Annotated in this window: 21 protein-coding genes; 18 read left to right on the forward strand and 3 right to left on the reverse strand. The window is 67.9% G+C overall.

Features of this window, described 5'->3' with window-relative positions:
* Positions 1-21: 21 nt before the first annotated feature.
* From E7Z54_RS21545 to E7Z54_RS21630, 18 genes are all read left to right on the forward strand, one after another.
* Positions 22-216, forward strand: a complete 195-nt coding sequence (locus E7Z54_RS21545; RefSeq protein ID WP_136436776.1) for a hypothetical protein — start codon at positions 22-24, stop codon at positions 214-216.
* Positions 185-619 (forward strand): TadE family protein, encoded by a 435-nt coding sequence (locus E7Z54_RS21550; RefSeq protein WP_136436777.1) that lies wholly within the window; start codon positions 185-187, stop codon positions 617-619. The genes E7Z54_RS21545 and E7Z54_RS21550 overlap by 32 nt, the downstream gene beginning before the upstream one ends.
* On the forward strand, positions 616-1038 hold the full coding sequence (locus E7Z54_RS21555; protein ID WP_136436778.1) for a TadE/TadG family type IV pilus assembly protein: 423 nt from the start codon (positions 616-618) through the stop codon (positions 1036-1038). Before E7Z54_RS21550 ends, E7Z54_RS21555 begins: the two co-directional genes overlap by 4 nt.
* On the forward strand, positions 1035-1457 hold the full coding sequence (locus E7Z54_RS21560) for a TadE/TadG family type IV pilus assembly protein (protein WP_136436779.1): 423 nt from the start codon (positions 1035-1037) through the stop codon (positions 1455-1457). Before E7Z54_RS21555 ends, E7Z54_RS21560 begins: the two co-directional genes overlap by 4 nt.
* Positions 1454-4483, forward strand: coding sequence for a LysM peptidoglycan-binding domain-containing protein (locus E7Z54_RS21565; RefSeq protein ID WP_136436780.1), 3030 nt, complete (start codon positions 1454-1456; stop codon positions 4481-4483). The genes E7Z54_RS21560 and E7Z54_RS21565 overlap by 4 nt, the downstream gene beginning before the upstream one ends.
* 97 nt (positions 4484-4580) lie before the next feature.
* Positions 4581-4772, forward strand: a complete 192-nt coding sequence (locus tag E7Z54_RS21570) for a hypothetical protein (RefSeq protein ID WP_136436781.1) — start codon at positions 4581-4583, stop codon at positions 4770-4772.
* 152 nt (positions 4773-4924) lie between these two features.
* Positions 4925-5830, forward strand: a complete 906-nt coding sequence (locus E7Z54_RS21575; RefSeq protein WP_136436782.1) for a bifunctional DNA primase/polymerase — start codon at positions 4925-4927, stop codon at positions 5828-5830.
* Positions 5827-6186: a hypothetical protein gene (locus E7Z54_RS21580; RefSeq protein ID WP_136436783.1), complete on the forward strand. Its 360-nt coding sequence runs from the start codon at positions 5827-5829 to the stop codon at positions 6184-6186. Before E7Z54_RS21575 ends, E7Z54_RS21580 begins: the two co-directional genes overlap by 4 nt.
* A gap of 53 nt (positions 6187-6239) precedes the next feature.
* The gene (locus tag E7Z54_RS21585) at positions 6240-6992 is read left to right on the forward strand and encodes a serine/arginine repetitive matrix protein 2 (RefSeq protein WP_240769834.1); all 753 of its coding nucleotides are present in this window, start codon (positions 6240-6242) and stop codon (positions 6990-6992) included.
* Complete coding sequence (locus E7Z54_RS21590; RefSeq protein ID WP_136436785.1) at positions 6985-7944, forward strand: ParB N-terminal domain-containing protein; 960 nt, start codon at positions 6985-6987, stop codon at positions 7942-7944. The genes E7Z54_RS21585 and E7Z54_RS21590 overlap by 8 nt, the downstream gene beginning before the upstream one ends.
* A gap of 46 nt (positions 7945-7990) precedes the next feature.
* The gene (locus tag E7Z54_RS21595; protein WP_136436786.1) at positions 7991-8656 is read left to right on the forward strand and encodes a hypothetical protein; all 666 of its coding nucleotides are present in this window, start codon (positions 7991-7993) and stop codon (positions 8654-8656) included.
* Positions 8657-8779: 123 nt separating this feature from the next.
* Positions 8780-9781: a C40 family peptidase gene (locus E7Z54_RS21600; RefSeq protein ID WP_136436787.1), complete on the forward strand. Its 1002-nt coding sequence runs from the start codon at positions 8780-8782 to the stop codon at positions 9779-9781.
* A gap of 74 nt (positions 9782-9855) precedes the next feature.
* On the forward strand, positions 9856-10146 hold the full coding sequence (locus tag E7Z54_RS21605) for a DUF6112 family protein (RefSeq protein ID WP_136436788.1): 291 nt from the start codon (positions 9856-9858) through the stop codon (positions 10144-10146).
* A gap of 32 nt (positions 10147-10178) precedes the next feature.
* Positions 10179-10484, forward strand: coding sequence for a DUF6112 family protein (locus E7Z54_RS21610; protein WP_136436789.1), 306 nt, complete (start codon positions 10179-10181; stop codon positions 10482-10484).
* 10 nt (positions 10485-10494) lie between these two features.
* Positions 10495-11802 (forward strand): type IV secretion system protein, encoded by a 1308-nt coding sequence (locus E7Z54_RS21615; protein ID WP_136436790.1) that lies wholly within the window; start codon positions 10495-10497, stop codon positions 11800-11802.
* 6 nt (positions 11803-11808) lie between these two features.
* Positions 11809-13260, forward strand: a complete 1452-nt coding sequence (locus E7Z54_RS21620) for an SCO6880 family protein (protein WP_136436791.1) — start codon at positions 11809-11811, stop codon at positions 13258-13260.
* Between the two features lie 610 nt (positions 13261-13870).
* On the forward strand, positions 13871-14278 hold the full coding sequence (locus E7Z54_RS21625; protein WP_136436792.1) for a hypothetical protein: 408 nt from the start codon (positions 13871-13873) through the stop codon (positions 14276-14278).
* A gap of 242 nt (positions 14279-14520) precedes the next feature.
* Positions 14521-15765, forward strand: coding sequence for an ATP-binding protein (locus tag E7Z54_RS21630; protein ID WP_431188820.1), 1245 nt, complete (start codon positions 14521-14523; stop codon positions 15763-15765).
* A 110-nt stretch (positions 15766-15875) separates the two neighbouring features.
* Here the strand turns inward: E7Z54_RS21630 and E7Z54_RS21635 are convergent, their stop codons facing one another.
* The 3 genes from E7Z54_RS21635 to E7Z54_RS21645 all read right to left on the reverse strand — a co-directional run.
* Positions 15876-16541: a hypothetical protein gene (locus E7Z54_RS21635; RefSeq protein WP_136436794.1), complete on the reverse strand. Its 666-nt coding sequence runs from the start codon at positions 16539-16541 to the stop codon at positions 15876-15878.
* Between the two features lie 69 nt (positions 16542-16610).
* Positions 16611-17891, reverse strand: coding sequence for a hemolysin family protein (locus E7Z54_RS21640; RefSeq protein ID WP_136436795.1), 1281 nt, complete (start codon positions 17889-17891; stop codon positions 16611-16613).
* 144 nt (positions 17892-18035) lie between these two features.
* Positions 18036-19628 (reverse strand): hypothetical protein (locus E7Z54_RS21645; protein WP_206056454.1); only part of this gene is annotated, 1593 nt, incomplete at its 5' end.

The following is a 19628-nucleotide window of genomic DNA, read 5'->3' on the forward strand; positions in this document are numbered from 1 at the left end:
GACAGATCCAAGGAGGAACTCATGTTGAAAGTCCTGATCCTGCTTCAACTGGCGGTTTTGACCTCGTATGACGACCTGCGAGCGGCCCGGCGGGACGAGCGTGGCTCGGTGAGCACGGAGCATGTGCTCTGGGCTGTCGCTGTGATCGCCATCGTCGGGATTGTGGTCGCGGCCGTGACGACCTATGTCAAAAGTCAGGCCGGCAACATCAAGTAGCCGCCGCCGGCGGCGCGAGGACCGGGGCTCGGTCTCGATCGAGCTCGTCATCCTGCTGCCCGCGCTCTTCGCGGTCATGTTCCTTGGGATGCAGGCCGCGCTCTACTACCACGCGCGGACGGTGGCCATCGCCGCGGCGCAGGAGGGCGCACGAGCGGCCGGTGCTGAACACGGCCGGGAGGCCGACGGCGTCGGCGCGGCCAACGACTTCCTCGCTGAAGCTGGTGGCGATGACGTGCTCACCGGGACCTCGTCCACCGCCAATCGCACGACCACGACCGCGACAGTCACTGTCACGGGGTTCAGCCTGAGCGTGATCCCCGGCTGGAACGTCCGGATCGCCCAGAGCGCGTCGGTCCCCGTTGAGCGGCTCACTGCCCCCAACGCGGCGGGAACACCATGACGCGGCGAGACGAGCGCGGCTCGGCGGCGATCGAGGCTGCGATCGGCGTCCCTGCCTTCGCGGTGTTTGTCGGCCTGATCATCTTCGGCGGGCGTACGGCGACCACCCACGAGGCGCTTCAGTCGGCTGCCGCGGACGGCGCCAGGTCAGCCTCGCTGGCGCGGGACGCGCAGACTGCACGCGCCGACGCTCGCGCGGCTGCCATAGCGAGTATCGCGAACCAGAAGATCGGCTGCTCCGATGTCGATGTCAGCGTCGACACCGACGACTTCAACAAGCAGCCCGGTGTGCCCGGCTCGGTCGACGTCACGGTCTCCTGCCGCCTGAACCTCTCCGACCTGGCGGTCCCGGGTGTCCCCGGCTCGCGGGTGATGCAGGCGACCATGTCCAGCCCGATCGACACCTGGCGGGAACGATGAGCCGGCGGCGCGACGAGCGCGGCTCGATCACCGTCTGGCTGGCCCTCGCCAGCTTCGTGATGATGTTCCTCGTCGGACTCGCCGTCGACCTCGGCGGCCAGGTGCATGCCCACGAGCGAGCCCACGATGTGGCAGCCCAAGCGGCTCGCGCCGGCGGCGAGGAGGTCGAGGGCAGTGCGGCGATCCAGGGGCGCGAGCTCACCATCAGCCCAGCTGCGGCTCGTGCCGCGGCTCAGCGCTACCTCGACTCCGCGGGCGTCACCGGCACGGTCGAGGTCACCAACGGCGACACGATCACGGTCACCGTGCACGACTCGTACGACCCGCAGTTCCTGGGCTTGATCGGTATCCATCGTCTTGACGTGTCGGGCACCGCGACGGCTCGTCTGATCCGCACCCTCGGAGGTAGCCAGCGATGAGCACGCTCAACTCCCGCTTGCGTGGCCTGGCAGCCACGCTGGCCCTTGTCGCTTTCGTGCTCGGCATACCGACTGTCCTGGTCGCGATCGAGGCGGTTCCGGACCTTGCGCAGTTCGCGTGGTCGCGACTCACGGCACCGGACGACGGGACGCTCGTGGTCGAGCTGATCGCGACGGTCTGCTGGATCGCCTGGGCAGTGTTCACCTGCCAGGTCGTCGCATCGATCGTCTCTCAGGTCCGGGGGATCCGCGCACCGCGGTTGCCGGGACTGGCCGTGCCGCAGCTCGCGGCAGATCGACTCGTCGCGGCAGCTGCCTTGCTGTTCGTCGCCTTGCCGACGGCGACCGCGTTCCTGCCCCAGCCGAGGGCTGAGGCCGCCGCGACATCTGCACCCTTGCCCGACGACACCCGACTCATGGTGGAGTCCGCATCCGCCGCTGCACCTGCGCCAACGGTCGAGCATGGGAAGAAGAAGGAGCCAGAGGTCGAGCGGTACACGGTCAAGCGTGGCGACACCCTCTGGAAGATCGCCGAAGAGCGCCTCGGCGACGGCACACGGTACGTCGAGCTCGTGGCGCTCAACGAGGCCCTCCTCGACGGCCGTCCCGACTTCCTCCTGCCGGGCACTATCCTGCGAGTGCCGGTCGCCGAGACCGCTCCGGCAGACGCCTACGTCGTGCAGCCCGGCGACACCCTCTCGGAGATCGCAGAGGACGAACTCGGCGACGCCGAGGCCTACCCCACGATCTACGAGGCCTCCCGGAACACCGTCCAGCCCAACGGAGACCGCCTCGCCGATCCCGACCTGATCCTGCCCGGCTGGAAGCTGACCATCCCCGGACAGACGCCGCCGCCGGAATCACGGGAACCCAAGCACGCGAAGCCGCCGGAAGAAGGGCCGTATGCCACTCCGCCTCCGACCGAGGGCACGCCTACTGAACCGGTCGGCGACGTCGAGGCTGACTCCGACGAGTCGGGCCAGAGTCCGGATGACAGCGTCGCGCCCAGCTGGCTCGTCCTCGGCCTCTCCGGGGCGGGAGCGGTCCTCGGCGGCGCGCTCTGGATCGCACTGCGCGCGCAGCGACGAACCCAACTGCGCCATCGGCGTCCCGGAACGGTCGTCCCTCCCCCGCCCGCCGAGCTCGTTCCCGCCGAGAAGACGGCATGGGCCACCGCATCTGTGATCGCGCCCCGGATCGACGCACTCGACGCCGCGCTGCGATCCGTGCCGTCGCTTCGTCTGGTCAAGGCAACGCTCTCAGCCGACGAGATCTCCCTCGCTCTTGGCGAGCCAGCCCAACTGCCAGAGCCGTGGTCCGGGGCACGCACCGAATGGCGGATCGATCTGAAGGCAGTGCCGGAACGCCCCGAGGACTCGTTCCCGCCGTACCCGCTCCTCGTAAGCGTCGGCCAGCGCGACGACGGCTCCTTCGTGTTCCTCAACCTCGAAGAGCTCCGAACGGTGACCGTCACCGGAGATAGCGACCGGAAGGCTTCCTTCGCACGCCACGTGGCAGCTGAACTGGCCGTCAACCCGTGGTCGTTCGTGACGACGGTCGACGTCCTCGGGCTCGGGTCTGACCTAGCGTCGTTCAACCTCGGTCGGGTCCGAACGCACCCGACGGACGACACCGAGTTCATCGCGGGCCTCGTCCGCGACCTGTCCTCCATGCCGGCGAACGTCGAGCCCGACGACTTCCACGCCGCGATCATCGCCACCGCCGACCATGCGACCCCCGACCTCGACACGCTCGCAGACCTGATCGAGCGCATCCCGGGTCGGTCTTCGGCGGCGCTCGTCGACCTCCGCGGCGAACTTCGACCGTCGAGATCCCATCTGGAACTGACACCAGACGGTTGTCTCCGGGTCACAAGCCTGGATATCGACGTGACCGCTGCCGGACTCAGCAGTGAGGAAGCCAGAGCGTGTGCCCTTCTTCTCGACCTCACCCTTGACGACGCGGTCGTATCAGTCCCGAAACGGGACGATGAAGGGGCAGTGGCGGACGTCGGCGGCGCCCTCGTGGAGGACCTGACGGACCCGCGTCCCGAAGGACCAGCGGGCGACCACGCCCTGCTGCCGCTCGAAGCAGCCGTCTACGCCGACGCAGCTGCGACCACCGTCGAGGACGTCGATGCTCTGGCACCGCTCGCGAAGCCTGAGGCCGGCCCGGCAGTCGAGGCTGCGGACCCGAACCTCGATGAGGACCTCGCCCGCTGGGAGTCGCCCACGTTGTCGTCGGTGAAGTTGACGCTCCTCGGGCCCGTGGGCGCCAGGACGACGGGCGACACCAAGGCAACGGCACATCGGCGGCCGTTCTACGTCGAACTGCTGGCCTTCCTCGCGCTCCACCCACATGGTGTCTCCGGCCATGAAGTCGCCGAAGCATTCGGGATCCGCCCCGAGCGCGTCCGGGTGGACATGAGCCAGCTACGTCGATGGTTAGGGAACGATCTCCGCACCGGTGAGCCCTACCTGCCTAAGGCGGAGCATGGCCCCAGCCCCGATTCACCTGCTCTCTACAGGCTCAACGGCGTCTTGTGCGACCTGGACCTGTTCCGACGCCTCAGGGCTCGAGGGCAGGCCCGCGGGGCCGCCGGCATCGAGGATCTGATCGCGGCACTCCGACTCGTCAGCGGCGAGCCGTTCACCGACCTCCGCGCAGGCCACTGGAACTGGTTGCTGGACGGCGACCGCTGGGACCACATCATGACCAGCGCGATCGTTGACGTCGGCCACATCGTCACCACCCACGCTCTCGCCGCACGCGACACCGACCTCGCCCTATGGGCTGCCCAGGTTGCCTATATGGCGTCGCCGTACGACGAGGTCGCGCAGCTCGACATGGTCCAAGCTGAGAAGGCAGCCGGTGGCCATGAGACGGCCAACCAGGACCTGAGCGAGAAGGTCTTCAACCGCCGCGACGACGAATTGCCGCCGATCGACGTCCCGCCGCGCACCGCGCAGATCGTTGAGAGCAAGGACTGGGCAACCCGCAGCTCCAGTCGTCGCCGCACCGGATGATCGTTTCCACGATTCTGGCCAATAGTTCAATCTTGACCGGGACTCGAACATGTGTTCGACTCGATGCGTGGCAATGACACCTGGGGAGTAGCAGTACATGGCTGGTTACAACGCGGGCCGGACCATCGCTCTCCAAACGGGATCGGCAGACGCGGGACGCCGCTGGCTCGCGGAGCACGGCGAAACTGACAGCGCCTTCATCGCGGGCTACGAGTGGGCACTCTGGGACTACGAGGATGCGAACGGACTGGCCCACGGCTCCCCGATCCCGGCCATCACCGCCAACTAGGTGACCCCGTTACGGGCCAGGGAACCAGCTATCGGGACCCTCCCCAACACAACTTAGGGAACGCCTCTGACCTGCGGAAACGCGGCGTTCCCCTCGATGTTCCCTCTCCTTGTTACCCAATTCCGGTAACGCCGCAGAGCCACTCTCAGGGCATGTTCAACCCAGCAAACCCGATCCCAGAGTGGACCGTCTCGACGATGCAGCGTGTCGCTGCCGAACCGACCCTCGCGGGTGCGGCGATCCGCTACGCCAATCTGGGCATCCCGGTGTTTCCCTGCGTCCCAGGTGGCAAGCAGCCTCTCACGCCGAACGGCTTCCACGACGCGACGTCCTCGGCCCGTGTCGTTCATCAGTGGTGGCAGCGAACACCCGACGCGAACATCGGTCTGCCCACCGGCGCCCGCACCAGCGTCCTCATCGTCGACGTCGATGTCCACTCCGGAGGCAGCGGGTTCGCTGCGTTCGAGCGAGCTCGCTCCGAAGGGCTCGCCGAGAACTGGGGCTGGTTGGTTCGCACTCCGTCAGGTGGGATTCACGCCTACTACCCCGCCGAGCCAGACGAGGAACAACGCTCCTGGCAGGCGCCTTCCGCCCACGTCGACTTCCGGGGCGATGGCGGCTACATCATCGCTCCCCCTTCGAGGATCGAGGTCGACGGCGCGCTCAGGCCGTACGACGTCATCGCGGTCGCGACCCACCCGGCGAAGTCGCTGGACGCGGTCAGGCTTCGCCAGTTCCTGGAGCCCCCTCGTCGGCCTGTAGCACCGCCCTCGGGGCTTCCTCCGAAAGGTTGCCGCCCTGAGGCGCTGGCCAGAGTGGTCGCGCTGACTCCGGAAGGCGGTCGCAACCGCGCACTCTTCTGGGCGTCATGCCGCATGGCCGAGGACGGCCAGAGCCGCGCGAACGCTGTCAGCTCCCTGATGCCCGCAGCCCAGCACGCCGGCCTTCCCGATCGGGAGATCGAGTCGACCATCGACTCCGCCTTCCGGACCGCTTCCCGGCTCGCCCCTGGGAGCCGCCTGGGCCCTACCCAGAGGAATGAGGCGATCCAGCTGTGAACACCCACGCCGAGTACCGCCGTCACAGCTACCGGCCGCCCGAGCCGCCGGAGCCGGCGCCGGTGCCGAACACCAAAGCGGGCGCGAGCACCCTCGCTCGCCACGGTGATCCGTCGTCGCTGCCCGCGACTGAAGCGCAGGCACCGCCGAAGGCACCCAAGGGCATCGCATGGGTTCGGCCGACCGAGCTCGCGTCGTACGTCACTCCGATGGTCGGGCGCGGCATCGACCTCCATGCCGAGTTGATCCGCCGCGCACGGCGTACTCGCGTTACGACGCGGCGGGCCCTCCAGCGAGGTGTCCCTTCCCCCGCGCCGACCCCGGCGGCACACCGGACGGAGGGACTGTCGCTGTGAAGCACTCATTCGAAACCGCGACTGGGCTGCGTCGACTTCTCGTCCGTCTACGGGTGTCCGGACCGAACGCATGGGAGTACGACGCCGAGGCCCACGACCTCATGCTTTACGCCGCCCGGAAGTATGAGGCGCTCGCGATCAAGCACCGCTGCGACCCAACCGCCGGAGCCGCGGCAGCCTTTGAGGCCATGCGGACCTACGCCGTCCGCACAGCTGACGACCCGTGGGCCGTCGTCACCATGGCGGTCAAGGTCACGCTCATTGCCGAGGAGCGCGCCGACGGGCTCCTATGCTCCATCGACCAGGCCAGGCGGCCGGAGATCTCCAGGCACCACGACGTACGCCGGTTCTGCGACACGGAAGCCGACCTGCCCAACTTCCTTCCCGCGCTCGCCGTCGAACCGTTCAACCCGGACGAGACTCCGCCGACGGGCGCCTACGAAGCGGTCGAAGCGACGATCGACCTCTTCACCGCGCTGGGCTGGCCGCGGGACACAGCCACGTGCACGCTCGACTACATCTCCGCCCGCCTCGTCGAGTCCGGATCACGTCCCAAGGCACACGCGGCCCTGCGGCGCGACCACACCGCGCGGGCACTCCTCGACATCGAGCAAGAGGCATGGTCGACGGTGCTGCGGATCGTGCTTGGCAATCCGAACCCCGACGAGGCCTGTACGTCGGACGGCCACGGCGTCCTTCTGCGACTTCTCATCGGCCACCCGGTCGCCGAACTCCTGGACGACGACCTCCTGGTCTTCGAGATCAGCGAGACCGCTCCTCGACCGGAGGCTCGGATCCATGCCTGACACCCGCGGCCACATCAAACTCGACCGAGCGCTCGACTCGGTCACCGTCGGCGTCCGTCACCGCAAGGACCCCGGCGACCTCAAGCCACTCATGGAGTCGATCGAACGGCTCGGCCTGCTCCAGCCGATCACCATCACCCCCGAGGGTGTGCTCGTGTGCGGGTGGCGGCGCCTGGAGGCCGTACGCCGGCTCGGCTGGCGCACCATGAATGTCTGGGTGCGGTCCGGGATCTCCGACAGGCTCTCGCTGCTGCTTGGCGAGCAGGATGAGAACCAGCTCCACAAGCCGCTCAACGAGCTCGAGAAGGCAGCGCTCTACCGAGAGCTGAAGGCGCTTCGAGCCGAGGACGCGGAGCGGCGGATGCAGGCGACCCAGTTCGGGGGCTCCGGGTCCGCACCCGGTGCGGAGCCGGGAGAGACCGGTGACGCCCGGTCACAGGCGGCCATGGCGATCACCGGCAAGGCGTCGTACAACACCCACGAACGCGTCTGCGCGCTCATGGACTGGGCCTCCCGAAAGGCCACGCCACCGGAGATCCGCGCGCTGGCGAACGACGCGCTGCAGAGGATCGAGCAGGGCGAGCCCGTGAAGCCGATCTACCTCAAGGTCAAGGAAGCCTTCGACCAGGCGCAACAGCCTCAGCCGGAGGAGGAGACGGATCTCGCGCGGCTGGCTCGTGAGGCGCGCGAGCGTGCAGAGCGGGAGGTGCGCGACAAGGGCCGCAAGAACCTCAAGCGCAGCCACGGGCCAGGCAGCCACTTCCGCAGCGTTCGCTCGTTCAACCTCACCTGGACAGAGCTCGATGGCTGGACCGAGCTGTACGACGTCGACGCCCTGGCGGCCCAGCTCAGCCGCACTGACTGGGAGCGGTTCGACCGCGTCGTGACAGCGACGATCGCGTTCCGCGACCAACTTGTTGCCTCGAGGCGGCACGCCGCGACATCGGCATAGCCGGCGCACCTATCGGACGTCCCTGAACACGTCGCCCGGAGTTCCGATGTCTAACCTGACTGGCCGCCAGATCATGCTTCTCCTGGGCTGCGCACTCGCCCTCATCACCGCGGCCGTCGGGGTCTACGGGCTCGTGCGAGGACCCGGCGAGACGGCCGCAGAGTCACCCGATGCCAGACAGACAGAGGTCTGGGCTGTTGCTGATCCGACCGACGCTGCCGTCGGCCTGGAGAACCGGGCGCTCCCGCACACGACCGACCCCGTTGCCTACGCGCGTGCCGTGGCGGTCTCGCTGTTCGACTGGGACACAACTGCAGGGTTCCTTCCGACTGACTACACCTCGGCAGTCCTGGCCGACGCCGATCCCTCCGGTGAGGAGACGCCCGGCCTGCTGGCCGACGTTGCGACGTACCTCCCGACCGTGCAGCAATGGCTCGACCTCGGTGCGATGGAGGTGGAGCAGACCATCGAGGTCGATGAGGCGTACGTTCCCGACTCCTGGTCCGACGCCGTCGAGCAAGCACACGGGCATCTGCGCCCAGGGACGACAGCCGTGACCATCATGGGTACCCGTCAGCGCACCGGAGTTTGGAACGGCGAGGTGGCCGAGTCGTCGTACCCGATCTCTTTCACGATCTTCGTCGCCTGTCAGCCGTCCTTCGAGCGCTGCCACGTCCTGCGCCTCTCCGAGCTCGACAATCCGCTGAGGTGAGCCCGGATGGGCATGAAGGTCCTCGCCGTCGGCGCCGCAGCCGCAGTCCTACTTGCGCCTGGAGCCGCAGTCCTCGGGGTGGCAACACTCGTGAGCCCGGCAGCCGCAGGATCAGGCAGCTGCATGTGGGACGGCCAGGTGGCCTCGAGCCTCGGCGTTTCTGGCCCTGTCCCGGAGGGGCTTTCCGCCACGAACACCCACGGCGAGACAGTCACCCTCAACAAGCAGCAGCTCACGCGGGCAGCGACGATCACCGCCGTCGGCAACCAGCAGCAGATCCCGGCGCGCGGTCAGCTCATCGCGATCATGACCGCCCTGACGGAGTCCTCCCTCCGAGCCCTGTCGAACACGAGCGCTTACCCCAATTCCGCGAACATCCCCAACGACGGTGACGGCAGCGACCACGACTCCGTCGGCATGTTCCAACAGAGACCGGCCGCAGGCTGGGGAACCGTCGAGAACCTTATGGACCCGGTCTGGTCGTCCCGTGCCTTCTACGGCGGGCCCAACGGACCCAACCATGGGTCTCCGCGCGGGCTCCTCGACATCGACGGCTGGCAGTCGATGGATCCTGGCGCCGCAGCGCAGGCGGTGCAGGTCTCCGCGTATCCGGATCGGTACGCGGTCAACCAGCCGATCGCCGAGAAGGTGCTGAGCGCTCTCAGCGGCGTCTCGCTCACCAGCGACCTGGACTGTGCCCAGCCCGCCACCGAGCCTCCCACGAACCTCCCGCCCGGTTTCCCTGGAGCCTTCGTCACGGCCGCAGCCACACAGCTCGGCAAGCCGTACGTCTGGGGCGGCGGCGACTTCAACGGACCAACCGGAGGCGGGTTCGACTGCTCGGGCCTCGTTCTCCACGCGGCGTATCAAGCATCCGGCGGCCGGATCCGCCTCCCCCACTACAGCGGCTCCCAGATCCACGCCGGACAAGGCGTCGCCTGGAGCAACAAGAGACCCGGAGACCTGATCTTCTTCAGCTATCCCGGCGCCGACGGGCCGCACCACGTGGCGATCTACGTCGGGGGCGAACGGATCCTGCATGCGCCCCGGACCGGCGACGTCGTCCGCTACGGAACGATCGGTGAGTTCGCGGGTGAGGTCATGACGGTTCGCCGGCTGGGTTGACCGCCAGGAAGTGGCCACCGTTTGAGGACTCGACCCGCAAGCTGCGCTCGGTCTCTGCGGCGCACCTGAGGACCATGAGCCCACGCAATCTGGTCCGGGCTGACGTCGGCCCAGACTTCGGTGCAGTCGGCGGCGCCGGTGACCTCCGAGCCATCGTCGGCGCGCTCTTGACCTATGGCCTGATCATCGCCGTACTCATCCTCGTGACCTCGGCTACGACCTGGGCAATCGCGTCCAACTCCGGTAGCTGGCACACCGCCCAGAAGGCCAAGGTCGGCTGCTTCGTCTCCATCGGCGGCGCCACGCTCACCGGCGCCGCGCTGGCTTGGGCGAACTGGCTGCTGGACATCGGCGCACACCTCTAGGACGTCCGCCCGTCCGACGTCTGGAGTCCCCGATGGACCTTCTCAATGCAACTCTCCTGCTTCCCCTCGACATCCAGATCGATCCGAACTCCAACGGACTGCCTGGGATCGGCCAGCTCAAGAAGATCGTCGGAGCCTCGATGACGGTCGGGCTGGTCCTCGCCGTACTGGCGCTGATCATCTCGGCCATCGTGTGGGCGCTGGGAGCCAACTCGTCCAACCCGCATCTCGCGGGGCGCGGCAAGCTCGGCGTTCTCGTAGCCCTGGGCGCCGCTATCGTCTGCGGCGCCTCCGTGACGCTGGTGAACTTCTTCTGGAACGTCGGCCAGCAGGTCTAAGGGATCGATCATGGGTGTCTGCGACGTGCCGGTGATCCACGAGGTCTGCAACGCCGCCGGTGACGCGGCGGGTGCGGTCGTGACAGCGCCGTTCGACTGGCTCGCCCAGGGCATGGGCGGCGCGGCCGAGTGGATGTTCACCTCCGTCTGGAAGGTCATCGACACCACCACCTTCGTCGACGTGACCAGCGGGGAGTACACGAATGTCTACAACATCATGTTCGGCGTCGGCGTCTTCGTAATGCTCGGCTTCTTCATGCTCCAGGTCATCGGCGGCATGATCCGGCGCGACCCAGCCGCGCTCTCCAGAGCCGCGCTCGGACTCGCGAAATCGATCCTCGGATCCTTCGTCGCCCTCGCACTCCTCGGGACGGCTCTCGAGATCACCGACCAACTCTGCATCGGCATCGTCAACGCCGCCGGAACGAACATGAACGAGATGGGCGACAAGGTCGCCGTACTCGCCGCCGGACTCGGCGCCATCAACCTCAGCGCCCCAGGCGCTGGTGCGATCCTGACGATCTTCCTCTCCAGCCTCGCGATCATCGGCGCGATGGTGGTCTGGATCAGCCTCCTGATCCGCAAGGCCCTCCTGCTCATCGCGATCGTGTTCGCGCCCATCGCCCTCGCCGGGTCCAGCTGGGACCACACCCGCACCTGGCTCAGCCGCTGGGCGACCTTCGTGATCGCGATGATCCTCTCGAAGGTCGTCCTGGTGGTGATCTTCCTACTTGCCACCGCTCAGGTATCGGCTCCGATCGACGCGGACCTGGAATCCGTCAGTCAGCCGATGGCCGGGGTGGTGCTGATGCTGATGGCCGGGTTCGCGCCGTACCTGACTTACAAGGCCATCGCCTTCATGGGCTTCGACGTGTACCACGCGATGTCGGCCGAACAGGAGGCCAAGGCGTCGCTGAACCGGCCGATGCCGATCCCGCTCTCGCGCCGCACCGGCAGCGAGCCCGCCAAGATCCTCGGGGACGGCGACGGCAGTACGACCACCGGCGGATCGCCCGCGGTCACGCCCACGGCGAGCGGTGGCGGACCGGCCGGGACCACATCAGGCGGCGCCACCGCTGGCGGCGGTTCCGGTGGCTCTACGGCTGCCGCTGGCTCGGGTGGCGCCGCCGCCACGGGCGGTGCGGTCGCCGCGGGCGCGGTCGTGGCGAAGGAAGCGGCTGCTGCTGGGCCGCGTCTCGGAGGCTTCGTCGCCGCCGAGGCGACCGGCCAAGCCCAGTCCCACGATTCGGCGGCGCCGTCGAAGGTCCCTCCGCCGGTCGCGGACTCGACGCTTGCCGAGACCGCCGGACGGAAGTGATCGGCAGTGAGTACGTCGAGCAGCGCCGAACCGTCGCTGACACCGATCAAGTTCTCGCGGCTGACCAAGCGCGGGATCCTCCTCGGCTTGTCAGGTCCGCAGCTCGTGATGGCGAGCCTGGCCGCCGGCACCCTGATCCTGGGTCTCTATCTGGGCGCGGTCGTCATGACCTTCCCGATCATCCTCGTCTTCGTCGTGCTCGCATTCGTCGGCGTCGGTGGCCGGAAGATCATCGAGTGGGGACCCATCGGGGCACGCTGGCTCTGGCGCTCCGCCGGAGGTCAACTGCTGTATCGCCGCCGGGTGGCCAAGCCGCGCCCGGCAGGAACGCTCGCGCTCCCGGGCGACGCCGCACGGCTCAGGCAGTGGGTCGATCCGGAAACCGGGGCGGTCATGGTCCACGACCCGCACGCCGCCACGCTGACCGCAATCGTCGGTGTCTCCCACCCCGCCTTCGTGCTCCTCGACCCTGCTGAGCAGGAACGTCGGGTGGTCAGCTGGGGGCGCGTGCTCGCGACCGCCTGCCGATCCGGACGCCTGGCGTCGCTTCAGGTCATGGAGCGCACCCTGCCCGACTCCGGCAAGGGCCTCGCGGACTGGTGGGAGCAACATGGGAACCGCTCCGAGACGTGGGCAGCGACGACGTATGGCGAGCTCGTCGACCGCGCCGGTCCAGCTGGCGAGCGTCACGCCAGCACCATCTCGATCTCGCTCGACATCAAGACGGCTGGTCGGGCGATCCGGGCCGCAGGTGGCGGGAACCGCGGCGCTGCCGCGGTACTCCGCCAGGAGATGGCGACTACGCTCGCGGCCCTTCGGTCCGCAGACCTCTCCCCCTCGGACTGGCTTACGCCTGGCGACCTTGCCCTCATTCTTCGCTCGGCCTACGACCCGGCCGTCGCCGGCGCCTTGGAGCGGCACGGCGATGTCGGCCGTGATCTGGCGACAGCCGGCCCGGTAGCTGTGACCGAGTCGTGGGGGAGCCTTCGTAGCGACTCGGCGCACCACTGCGTTCTCTGGATCAGCGAGTGGCCGCGCTCACTGGTCTTCCCTGGCTTCCTCGCACCGCTCCTCCTCTCTTCTGGGATCCGGCGGACATTCTCGAGCCTCTACACGCCAATGCGCACAGACAGAGCGGCTCGGGACATCCGCAGGAAGAAGACGGAGTGCATCTCCGACGCCGCCCAGCGACAGAAGATCGGGCAGATCGAGGACGCACAGCAGGCGGCTGAATACCAGGACGTCCTCCAACAGGAGGCGGACCTGACCGCCGGCCACGGCGTGCTCCGGGCCACTGGCTTCGTCGCCGTCAGCGCGAGCGATCCTGACGAGCTCGAGCGCGCCGTCGCTGCGATCGAGCAAGCAGCGATCCAAGCGTCATGCGAGACCCGTCGGCTCTGGGGACAGCAGGCTCAGGGCTTTGCCGTAGCCGCGCTGCCACTCGCGCGCGGCGTCTAGAGACGCCGGAACCACCTTGAAATCTCGATTCCGGGGACAACGGCCGACGGCATAATCCAGGATTCTGCCCAGACCCCGCAGGTGACCCGAGACGCCTGCGGGGTCTTCTGTTCCCCGGAACGTGTCGGGCGTCCGGCGTAACCTTCTGGCCATGGCCGAGATCCCGCACCAACCCCGCCCTCCGTGGCGGGTGTTGTTCACGGATCGGAGTCGTCACCATGGCGCACTCGCCTCACCGGCAGCACAAGGGCTGCCAGCTCTGTAAGCCTCACAAGAACCGCCGCAACGGACGCGCAGTGCGCGAGCCTTGGCCCGTGCTTCGCAAGACCGGCAAGCGTCGCCGTGTCCGCCGCCGGGATATCGGCGACGCCGCCGACGAGTAGGCCGGCTCAGTTACAGGGAGCGCCCTCACAGCAGGGCCTGATGTAACCGCAGCCGTCGCAACGCTCGTGAGAGGTTTCCCAGCGCATCAGGGTGTCGCAGTTCGGGCAAGGCTCCGTCAGATCGGCCACCGCCACAGGGTAGGTCGACCACCGACCGCCGCCACGGGCGACACGGCGGACTCCCCCGCGTACCTCGTCGATGAGAAGCCATCGACCGAGGAGCGCCAATGCCTAGTTTCAACGACCCGGTCGCCGACGCTGACGAACTCCGGGAAGCAGTCCGCGGCCTCGCCCACGCGACACGCACAATCGACGATCCGACATCGATCTACGCAGTTCTGGGTTCCATCAGCTCCGCCCTCGCGTCGCTGAGCCAGTCGCTGCACCAGCTCGGCGAGTTCCACGACGGGCCGACTCGCAAACAGGCATGGATGAACGGCGATGCCAACGCCGGGCGCGCAGCCTCGTACAGGGAGTCCTGGGAGCTTCATCGAGCCGCCGAGATGATCCACCAGGTCGCCGAATGCGTAGACCGGGCGCACGAGATCGAGTCGACGATCGCCTACGACATCCGCGACTACCCGTCATTCGCACCGGTTCAGCGCTCACCGCACCAGCCAGGGATGTCGCTGTGACCGGCTGGCAAGACGGGCGCCTCCACTCTGCCGTCCTCGTCTCGCCAGGCCGGGAACGGCGGCACGATCGCAAGCTCCGCAAGGCGGCCGCGCGAGAGCTCCTGTCCGCCGACCGCGAATCCCGGCGTACAGAAGCGACGCGCAAGGCCGAGGAGCTGTCTGCAGAGAAGCGGGCGACCGTGACGCTCCCCCGCGCCGGTGAATCTGGACCCGCCGCACTGCGGACGCCCGGACGATTCCGCGTGCCACGCCATCAGGACACCTCGGCGACATTGGCGGGCGCCTACCCCTTCCTCGCCGAAGGCGGTCTGGGCAGCGAGGGCGTTTTCGTCGGCCAGGACCTGTACTCCGGCAGCTCGTTCGTCTACGACCCCTGGATCCTCTACGCCCGCGGCCTCATCACCGCGCCGAACCTCGTCCTCGCCGGCATCGTCGGTTCTGGCAAGTCTTGCCTCGCCAAGAGTCTCTACACGCGATCCATCCCCTTCGGCCGCCGGGTGTACGTGCCCGGCGACCCCAAGGGCGAGCACACCGCGGTCGCTGAGGCCGTGGGTGGGCGAGCCATCGCGCTCGGCCACGGGATGCCCAACCGCCTCAACCCGCTCGATGACGGCCACCGCCCCTCTGGTCTCGACGACGCTCAATGGGCCAGCCAGATCGCCTCCCGCCGCCGCGACCTCGTCGGCGCGCTAGCCGAGACCGTGCTCGACCGCCGCCTCAGCCCGCTGGAACACACAGCGGTGGACATCGCGATCGACCGCACGGTCCGTAGCGCCGACGTACCCGTGCTCCCGATGGTCGTCGACAGGCTGCTGGCACCCGACCGCACTGATGACCCGGATGGACGTCTCAGCGAGGATGGGCGACTCGTCGGGCATGCCCTGCGTCGGCTTGTCGCGGGCGACCTCGCCGGACTCTTCGACGGTCCGTCCACGGTGACGTTCGACCCGACGCTCCCGATGATCTCGCTCGACCTCTCCCGCGTCACTGAGAACGCGACCCTCATCTCGGTCCTGATGACCTGCGCGTCGGCGTGGATGGAGTCAGCTCTCCTGGATCCCGCGGGCGGCCAGCGCTGGGTCGTGTACGACGAGGCATGGCGGCTCATGTCGCATCCCGCCCTGCTGCGACGGATGGACGCCCACTGGCGACTCGCTCGCCACTACGGCATCGCGAACATGCTGATCTTCCACAAGCTCACCGACCTCGACAACGTCGGCGACCAGGGCTCAGCAATGCGCGCGCTGGCGTCCTCTCTCCTGGCCAACGCCGAGACCCGGATCGTCTACCGCCAAGAGTCCGACCAGCTCGGCTCGACCGCGACGTCTCTTGGATTGACCGGGACCGAGCAGTCGCTCCTGCCGACGCTTGGCACCGGCCAGGGCTTGTGGCGCATCAAGAGCCGCTCATTCGTTGTCCAACATCAGCTGCATCCGGCCGAGCTCGCATTGTTCGACACCACGGGCCGGATGAATGCGGCAGGTTAGAAGTTCCCATGAATACTGACGCTTTCGCCGGGAACCTGAGCGTGCTCGCCGTAGTGAGCCCATGTGGGCGCTCAGGTTCGCTGAACCCAGCACCTCCGCCGATTCCGCCGTCAGGCCTGGCGGTACCGCGCTGCGGACTCGACCGTGCTGCGGAGTTCCAGTTGCGGAGCGGCCGCAGTCAGTTTCCCTTGCCTCCAGAGCGTGTACAGGGTCGCGGCTGCGGTGATGGCACCCAGGACGCCCAAGCCCAGGTCGCCAAGGGTGTCGGCGTAGGCGAAGTGGCGCTCGGAGGAGCCGCTGATGAAGGCGAAGTACTCACCGATCTCCCATGCGATGGCGCCGGTCGCGCCGATGGCCAGGGCACGCTCGAGCACGCTGAGGAAGGTCGACGAGCGGTGCATGGTCAGCAGGATCACGGCGGCGGCGAGGAGGCCGGTGTTCATGAAGTGCATCCAGTCGTCGAACCAGACGACGGTGTCGTAGAGGTTCATTCGGTTGCCGAGGATGTCGGTGAAGCAGGTGATGGTGACCAGGAAGTCAGCCAGCCACGGGAACGAGGCTCGTTCCTTCCAGAACAGCACCCAGATCGCTGGCACCGTGAACGCCAGCATCGGGTAGACGACGGCTCGCACACCCGCGGCTTTGTCCCGCATGTGACTGGCGTCGGGGAACAGCAGAGCGAAGACGAGCAGCAGGATCAGCCCCGCCTTTGCCGAGATGTTGGCCGTTCTCATGAGAGGCGGTATTGGGTAGCGCGCTACGACCAGCTCGGTCATGCGTGGCTCCTGCTCTGTTGTTCGGGGCGAGCGGGATGCCCGCAGCGCTGTGATCGTCTCATCTTGGGCTCATTCGGGCTGTGCGGATGGGTGGAGGGCGATCTTGGTGATCCGGTGCCCGGCTACCTCGGTGACCTCGAGGACTGCGCCGTCCACGTCGACGGTGTCGCCCACGAGCGGGATGCGTCCCAGCCGGGCGATGACGAATCCGGCGACTGTCTCGTAGTCGCCGTCCTTGAGGGGGATGCCGGTCTCCTCGGTGAAGTCCTCGATGCTCCAGCCGGCGTCGATGCAAGCGCGGTCCTCGCCAGTGCCGACGGGCTCCTTTGCGTCGTACTCGTCGCGGATGTCCCCGATGAGCTCCTCGACGAGGTCCTCCAGGGTCACGATGCCGTCGGTGCCCCCGTACTCGTCGACGACGACGGCGAGGTGGGTGCCCTGCTGACGCATGGTGGCGACGGAGGGCAGGACGAAATTGGTCGCTGGCAGCAGCAGCACCGGACGACGCACGTCTTTGACGAGACGGCTGTCGTCGGCGGCGATCCCGAGCAGGTCGCGCACGTGCAGGAAGCCGATCACGTCGTCGAAGCCCTCGCCCGTGATGGGGTAGCGAGAGTAGGGAAGGTCGCGTACTCGGTCCGCAGCCGCGTTCAGAGGCGTCTCTGCGCTGAGGAATGCGACGTCGCCGCGCGGGCGCATGGCCTCCTTGACCGTGGTTTCCGTGGCTTGCAGTACGTCGCGCAGGATGCGGCGTTCCTGCTCCTCCAGCGCCTCGTGGTGCGAGACGAGCTCGCGCAGTTCGTCCTCGGACAGTTGCTCGGTTGTGGCGTGGGGGTCCCCGCCCACGAGGCGCACGACGGCATTGGTAGAGGCGGAGAGCAACCAAATGACCGGGCGCATCACTGTGGCGAAGCGATCGAGCACTGGTGCCACGACCAGCGACAATCCTGCGGACTTCTGCAGGCCGAGGCGCTTGGGCACCAGTTCGCCGAGCACCAGGGACAGGTAGGCGATGAGCAGTGTCATCACGACCAGGGCCAGTGTCTCGGCCGTCTCGTCCCCGAGGCCGAGGACCTCGAGGTACGGCGCCAGGTCCGGCGCCAGGGTGGAGCCACCGTAGGCCGCGGAGAAGAATCCGGCGACAGTAACGCCGATCTGGACCGCTGCGAGGAAGCGGTTGGGGTCTCGCGCCACCGCTGCGACCCGTGCGCCGCGCGAGCCTTGCCGTTCAAGCTGGGTCAGCTGGCTCTCGCGGAGAGAGATCAGCGCAATCTCGGTCCCGGCAAACACGCCGCCGACGAGGACGAACACAAGGACGAGGCCGATGTTAAGGAGGGTCTGACTGTCCATCAGGTCCATTCACCCCCGATCCGGGTCGCGGGTGAATGGCTGGTACTTCGAGGCGAGTCCATGCGACCAAGGATACGAACCACCAGCCGCCTCGCGACCGTCCGGGCAGTGAGCGTGCCATCTCCCCATGACCGTTGCGGGAGTTCAAGGTCGGGGCGCCCGGTCGCCGTCGACGGCGAGGTCGGGGTGCTCGACGGTCTTCAGATAGCGGGCGGCGCCTTCGACGCTGAGGCCGAAGAGGTCGCAGATGCGGCGTACGTCGCCGCCGGTGGCGTGGATCTCGTGCAGGATGCGGTCTTCGCGCAGCGCCTGGGGCCGAAGGGTTATCCCGCGCCAGGGGAAGCTGTGGCCGACGGCCACCAGCCGGGGCGCGGTGCGTCTGCTGACCAGCAGGTGGGGGTTGATGCAGCCCGGCCAGCGCCGGTTGCGATGGTCGAGCCAGGCCGCGAGTCGAGTGCGGACCGGCGCGGCCAAGGGGATCTGCCGATCACCGATCGTGAGCCGGCCATCGATGATGTCGGTCAGCATGACTGCTCGCAGTTGCTTTCCAGTCAGGGCGTGGAACGCGACGAGTGCGACGGCGAGTGCGACCACCGGGTCGGGATGGTTGAGCTCGGCGCGGATCACAGCGGGGTCCAGGTCGAGCGGGATGTTCCCTGCGACCGGCGTGTGCTTCATCCCGCGCATGGGGTTGGCGAAGATCAGGCGCCGGCCCTTGAGGGTCTTGAACAGCGACCTCAACGCGAGCTCGGCAGCATGCCGTCGTCCCGGTGCCAGCGGCGCCAAGGCGTGCTCAATGTCAACGCGGGTGACCTGCGCGAAGGACTGGTAGCCGGACGCGACCCACGCGTCAACCACGGAGACAAGGCCCAAGATCTGGACCCGGACGGTCTGGGGATCGCGGGGTACTTGTCGGGGTGCGAGTCGGGAGCCGTCGAGCATGACCTGCAGCCACAGCTCGAGGTGCTCGCGCATCAGCGGTGGCAGGCTGGAGATCTTGGCCGCGAAGTAGACCTCGACCCGGCTGGGTCGGTCCTCGACGAGCAGCTCGGCTTCGGCGAGGACGTCGATGGTGGAGATGATGTTGCCGTCGTAGCGAGGCAGCTGCATGACGTCGCTGGCGCGTATCTTCGCGGTTGGGGTCTCGCGCAGAGTCTGCAGAAGCCGCAGCGAGCGGGTCACGTCGTTGCGTTGCCGTGCCGACCAGCCGTAGCGATCTGCGTGCTCGTTGACGATCGCGGCGCAGAAGCGAGTCAGCTCGCTGTCCTCGATCAGGACCCGTTGACGGACGGCCTCGGGGTCGGGGGCCATGTCGAACAGGGTCGGCTGGACCGGTGCCTCGTCGTCGAATCCGGTCCCGGCCGGGTAGGGCAGCCGGTTCTTGTACCGGCTCTTCCACGGCTCGCCGGCCGCCTTGCGGGCGCGGGGGCCGGGCCCGGGTGTCAGGCGTGGCGTGACGCGCTTCTTGAACAGCATGTTGGCCAAGAAGAGCTGTTGGCTGTGCCGATTGGCGCTTGCGTACTCGAGTGCCCGGCCGGGTTCTTGGGTCATCTGGGCCTGCTCGACGCACAGCCGACAAGCCCCGGAGTTCCCGATCCGCGCGAGTCGTCCGCAGAAGTCGCACACCCCTTCGGGGTAGTGGGTGCGCCACCAGCGGCACGGCCAGCAGGTCCAGTTGTAGCGCGGGTAGACACCCCAGTGAGTGTGCCAGTCTGAAATGGCCCCAGTTGGAGCCGT

This window comes from Nocardioides sp. (assembly GCF_004803405.1).
In the GTDB taxonomy this organism is placed as follows: Bacteria; Actinomycetota; Actinomycetes; order Propionibacteriales; family Nocardioidaceae; genus Nocardioides; species Nocardioides vastitatis.

Bases quoted from the DNA above. Each gene is read 5' to 3' on its own strand.
- E7Z54_RS21605 (WP_136436788.1), top strand. From the start codon at position 9,856: ATGAGCCCACGCAATCTGGTCCGGGCTGACGTCGGCCCAGACTTCGGT.
- E7Z54_RS21610 (WP_136436789.1), top strand. From the start codon at position 10,179: ATGGACCTTCTCAATGCAACTCTCCTGCTTCCCCTCGACATCCAGATC.
- E7Z54_RS21550 (WP_136436777.1), top strand. From the start codon at position 185: ATGTCAAAAGTCAGGCCGGCAACATCAAGTAGCCGCCGCCGGCGGCGC.
- E7Z54_RS21595 (WP_136436786.1), top strand. From the start codon at position 7,991: ATGTCTAACCTGACTGGCCGCCAGATCATGCTTCTCCTGGGCTGCGCA.
- E7Z54_RS21615 (WP_136436790.1), top strand. From the start codon at position 10,495: ATGGGTGTCTGCGACGTGCCGGTGATCCACGAGGTCTGCAACGCCGCC.
- E7Z54_RS21560 (WP_136436779.1), top strand. From the start codon at position 1,035: ATGAGCCGGCGGCGCGACGAGCGCGGCTCGATCACCGTCTGGCTGGCC.
- E7Z54_RS21590 (WP_136436785.1), top strand. From the start codon at position 6,985: ATGCCTGACACCCGCGGCCACATCAAACTCGACCGAGCGCTCGACTCG.
- E7Z54_RS21545 (WP_136436776.1), top strand. From the start codon at position 22: ATGTTGAAAGTCCTGATCCTGCTTCAACTGGCGGTTTTGACCTCGTAT.
- E7Z54_RS21600 (WP_136436787.1), top strand. From the start codon at position 8,780: ATGTGGGACGGCCAGGTGGCCTCGAGCCTCGGCGTTTCTGGCCCTGTC.
- E7Z54_RS21640 (WP_136436795.1), bottom strand. From the start codon at position 17,891: ATGGACAGTCAGACCCTCCTTAACATCGGCCTCGTCCTTGTGTTCGTC.
- E7Z54_RS21625 (WP_136436792.1), top strand. From the start codon at position 13,871: ATGCCTAGTTTCAACGACCCGGTCGCCGACGCTGACGAACTCCGGGAA.
- E7Z54_RS21635 (WP_136436794.1), bottom strand. From the start codon at position 16,541: ATGACCGAGCTGGTCGTAGCGCGCTACCCAATACCGCCTCTCATGAGA.
- E7Z54_RS21575 (WP_136436782.1), top strand. From the start codon at position 4,925: ATGTTCAACCCAGCAAACCCGATCCCAGAGTGGACCGTCTCGACGATG.
- E7Z54_RS21570 (WP_136436781.1), top strand. From the start codon at position 4,581: ATGGCTGGTTACAACGCGGGCCGGACCATCGCTCTCCAAACGGGATCG.
- E7Z54_RS21565 (WP_136436780.1), top strand. From the start codon at position 1,454: ATGAGCACGCTCAACTCCCGCTTGCGTGGCCTGGCAGCCACGCTGGCC.
- E7Z54_RS21555 (WP_136436778.1), top strand. From the start codon at position 616: ATGACGCGGCGAGACGAGCGCGGCTCGGCGGCGATCGAGGCTGCGATC.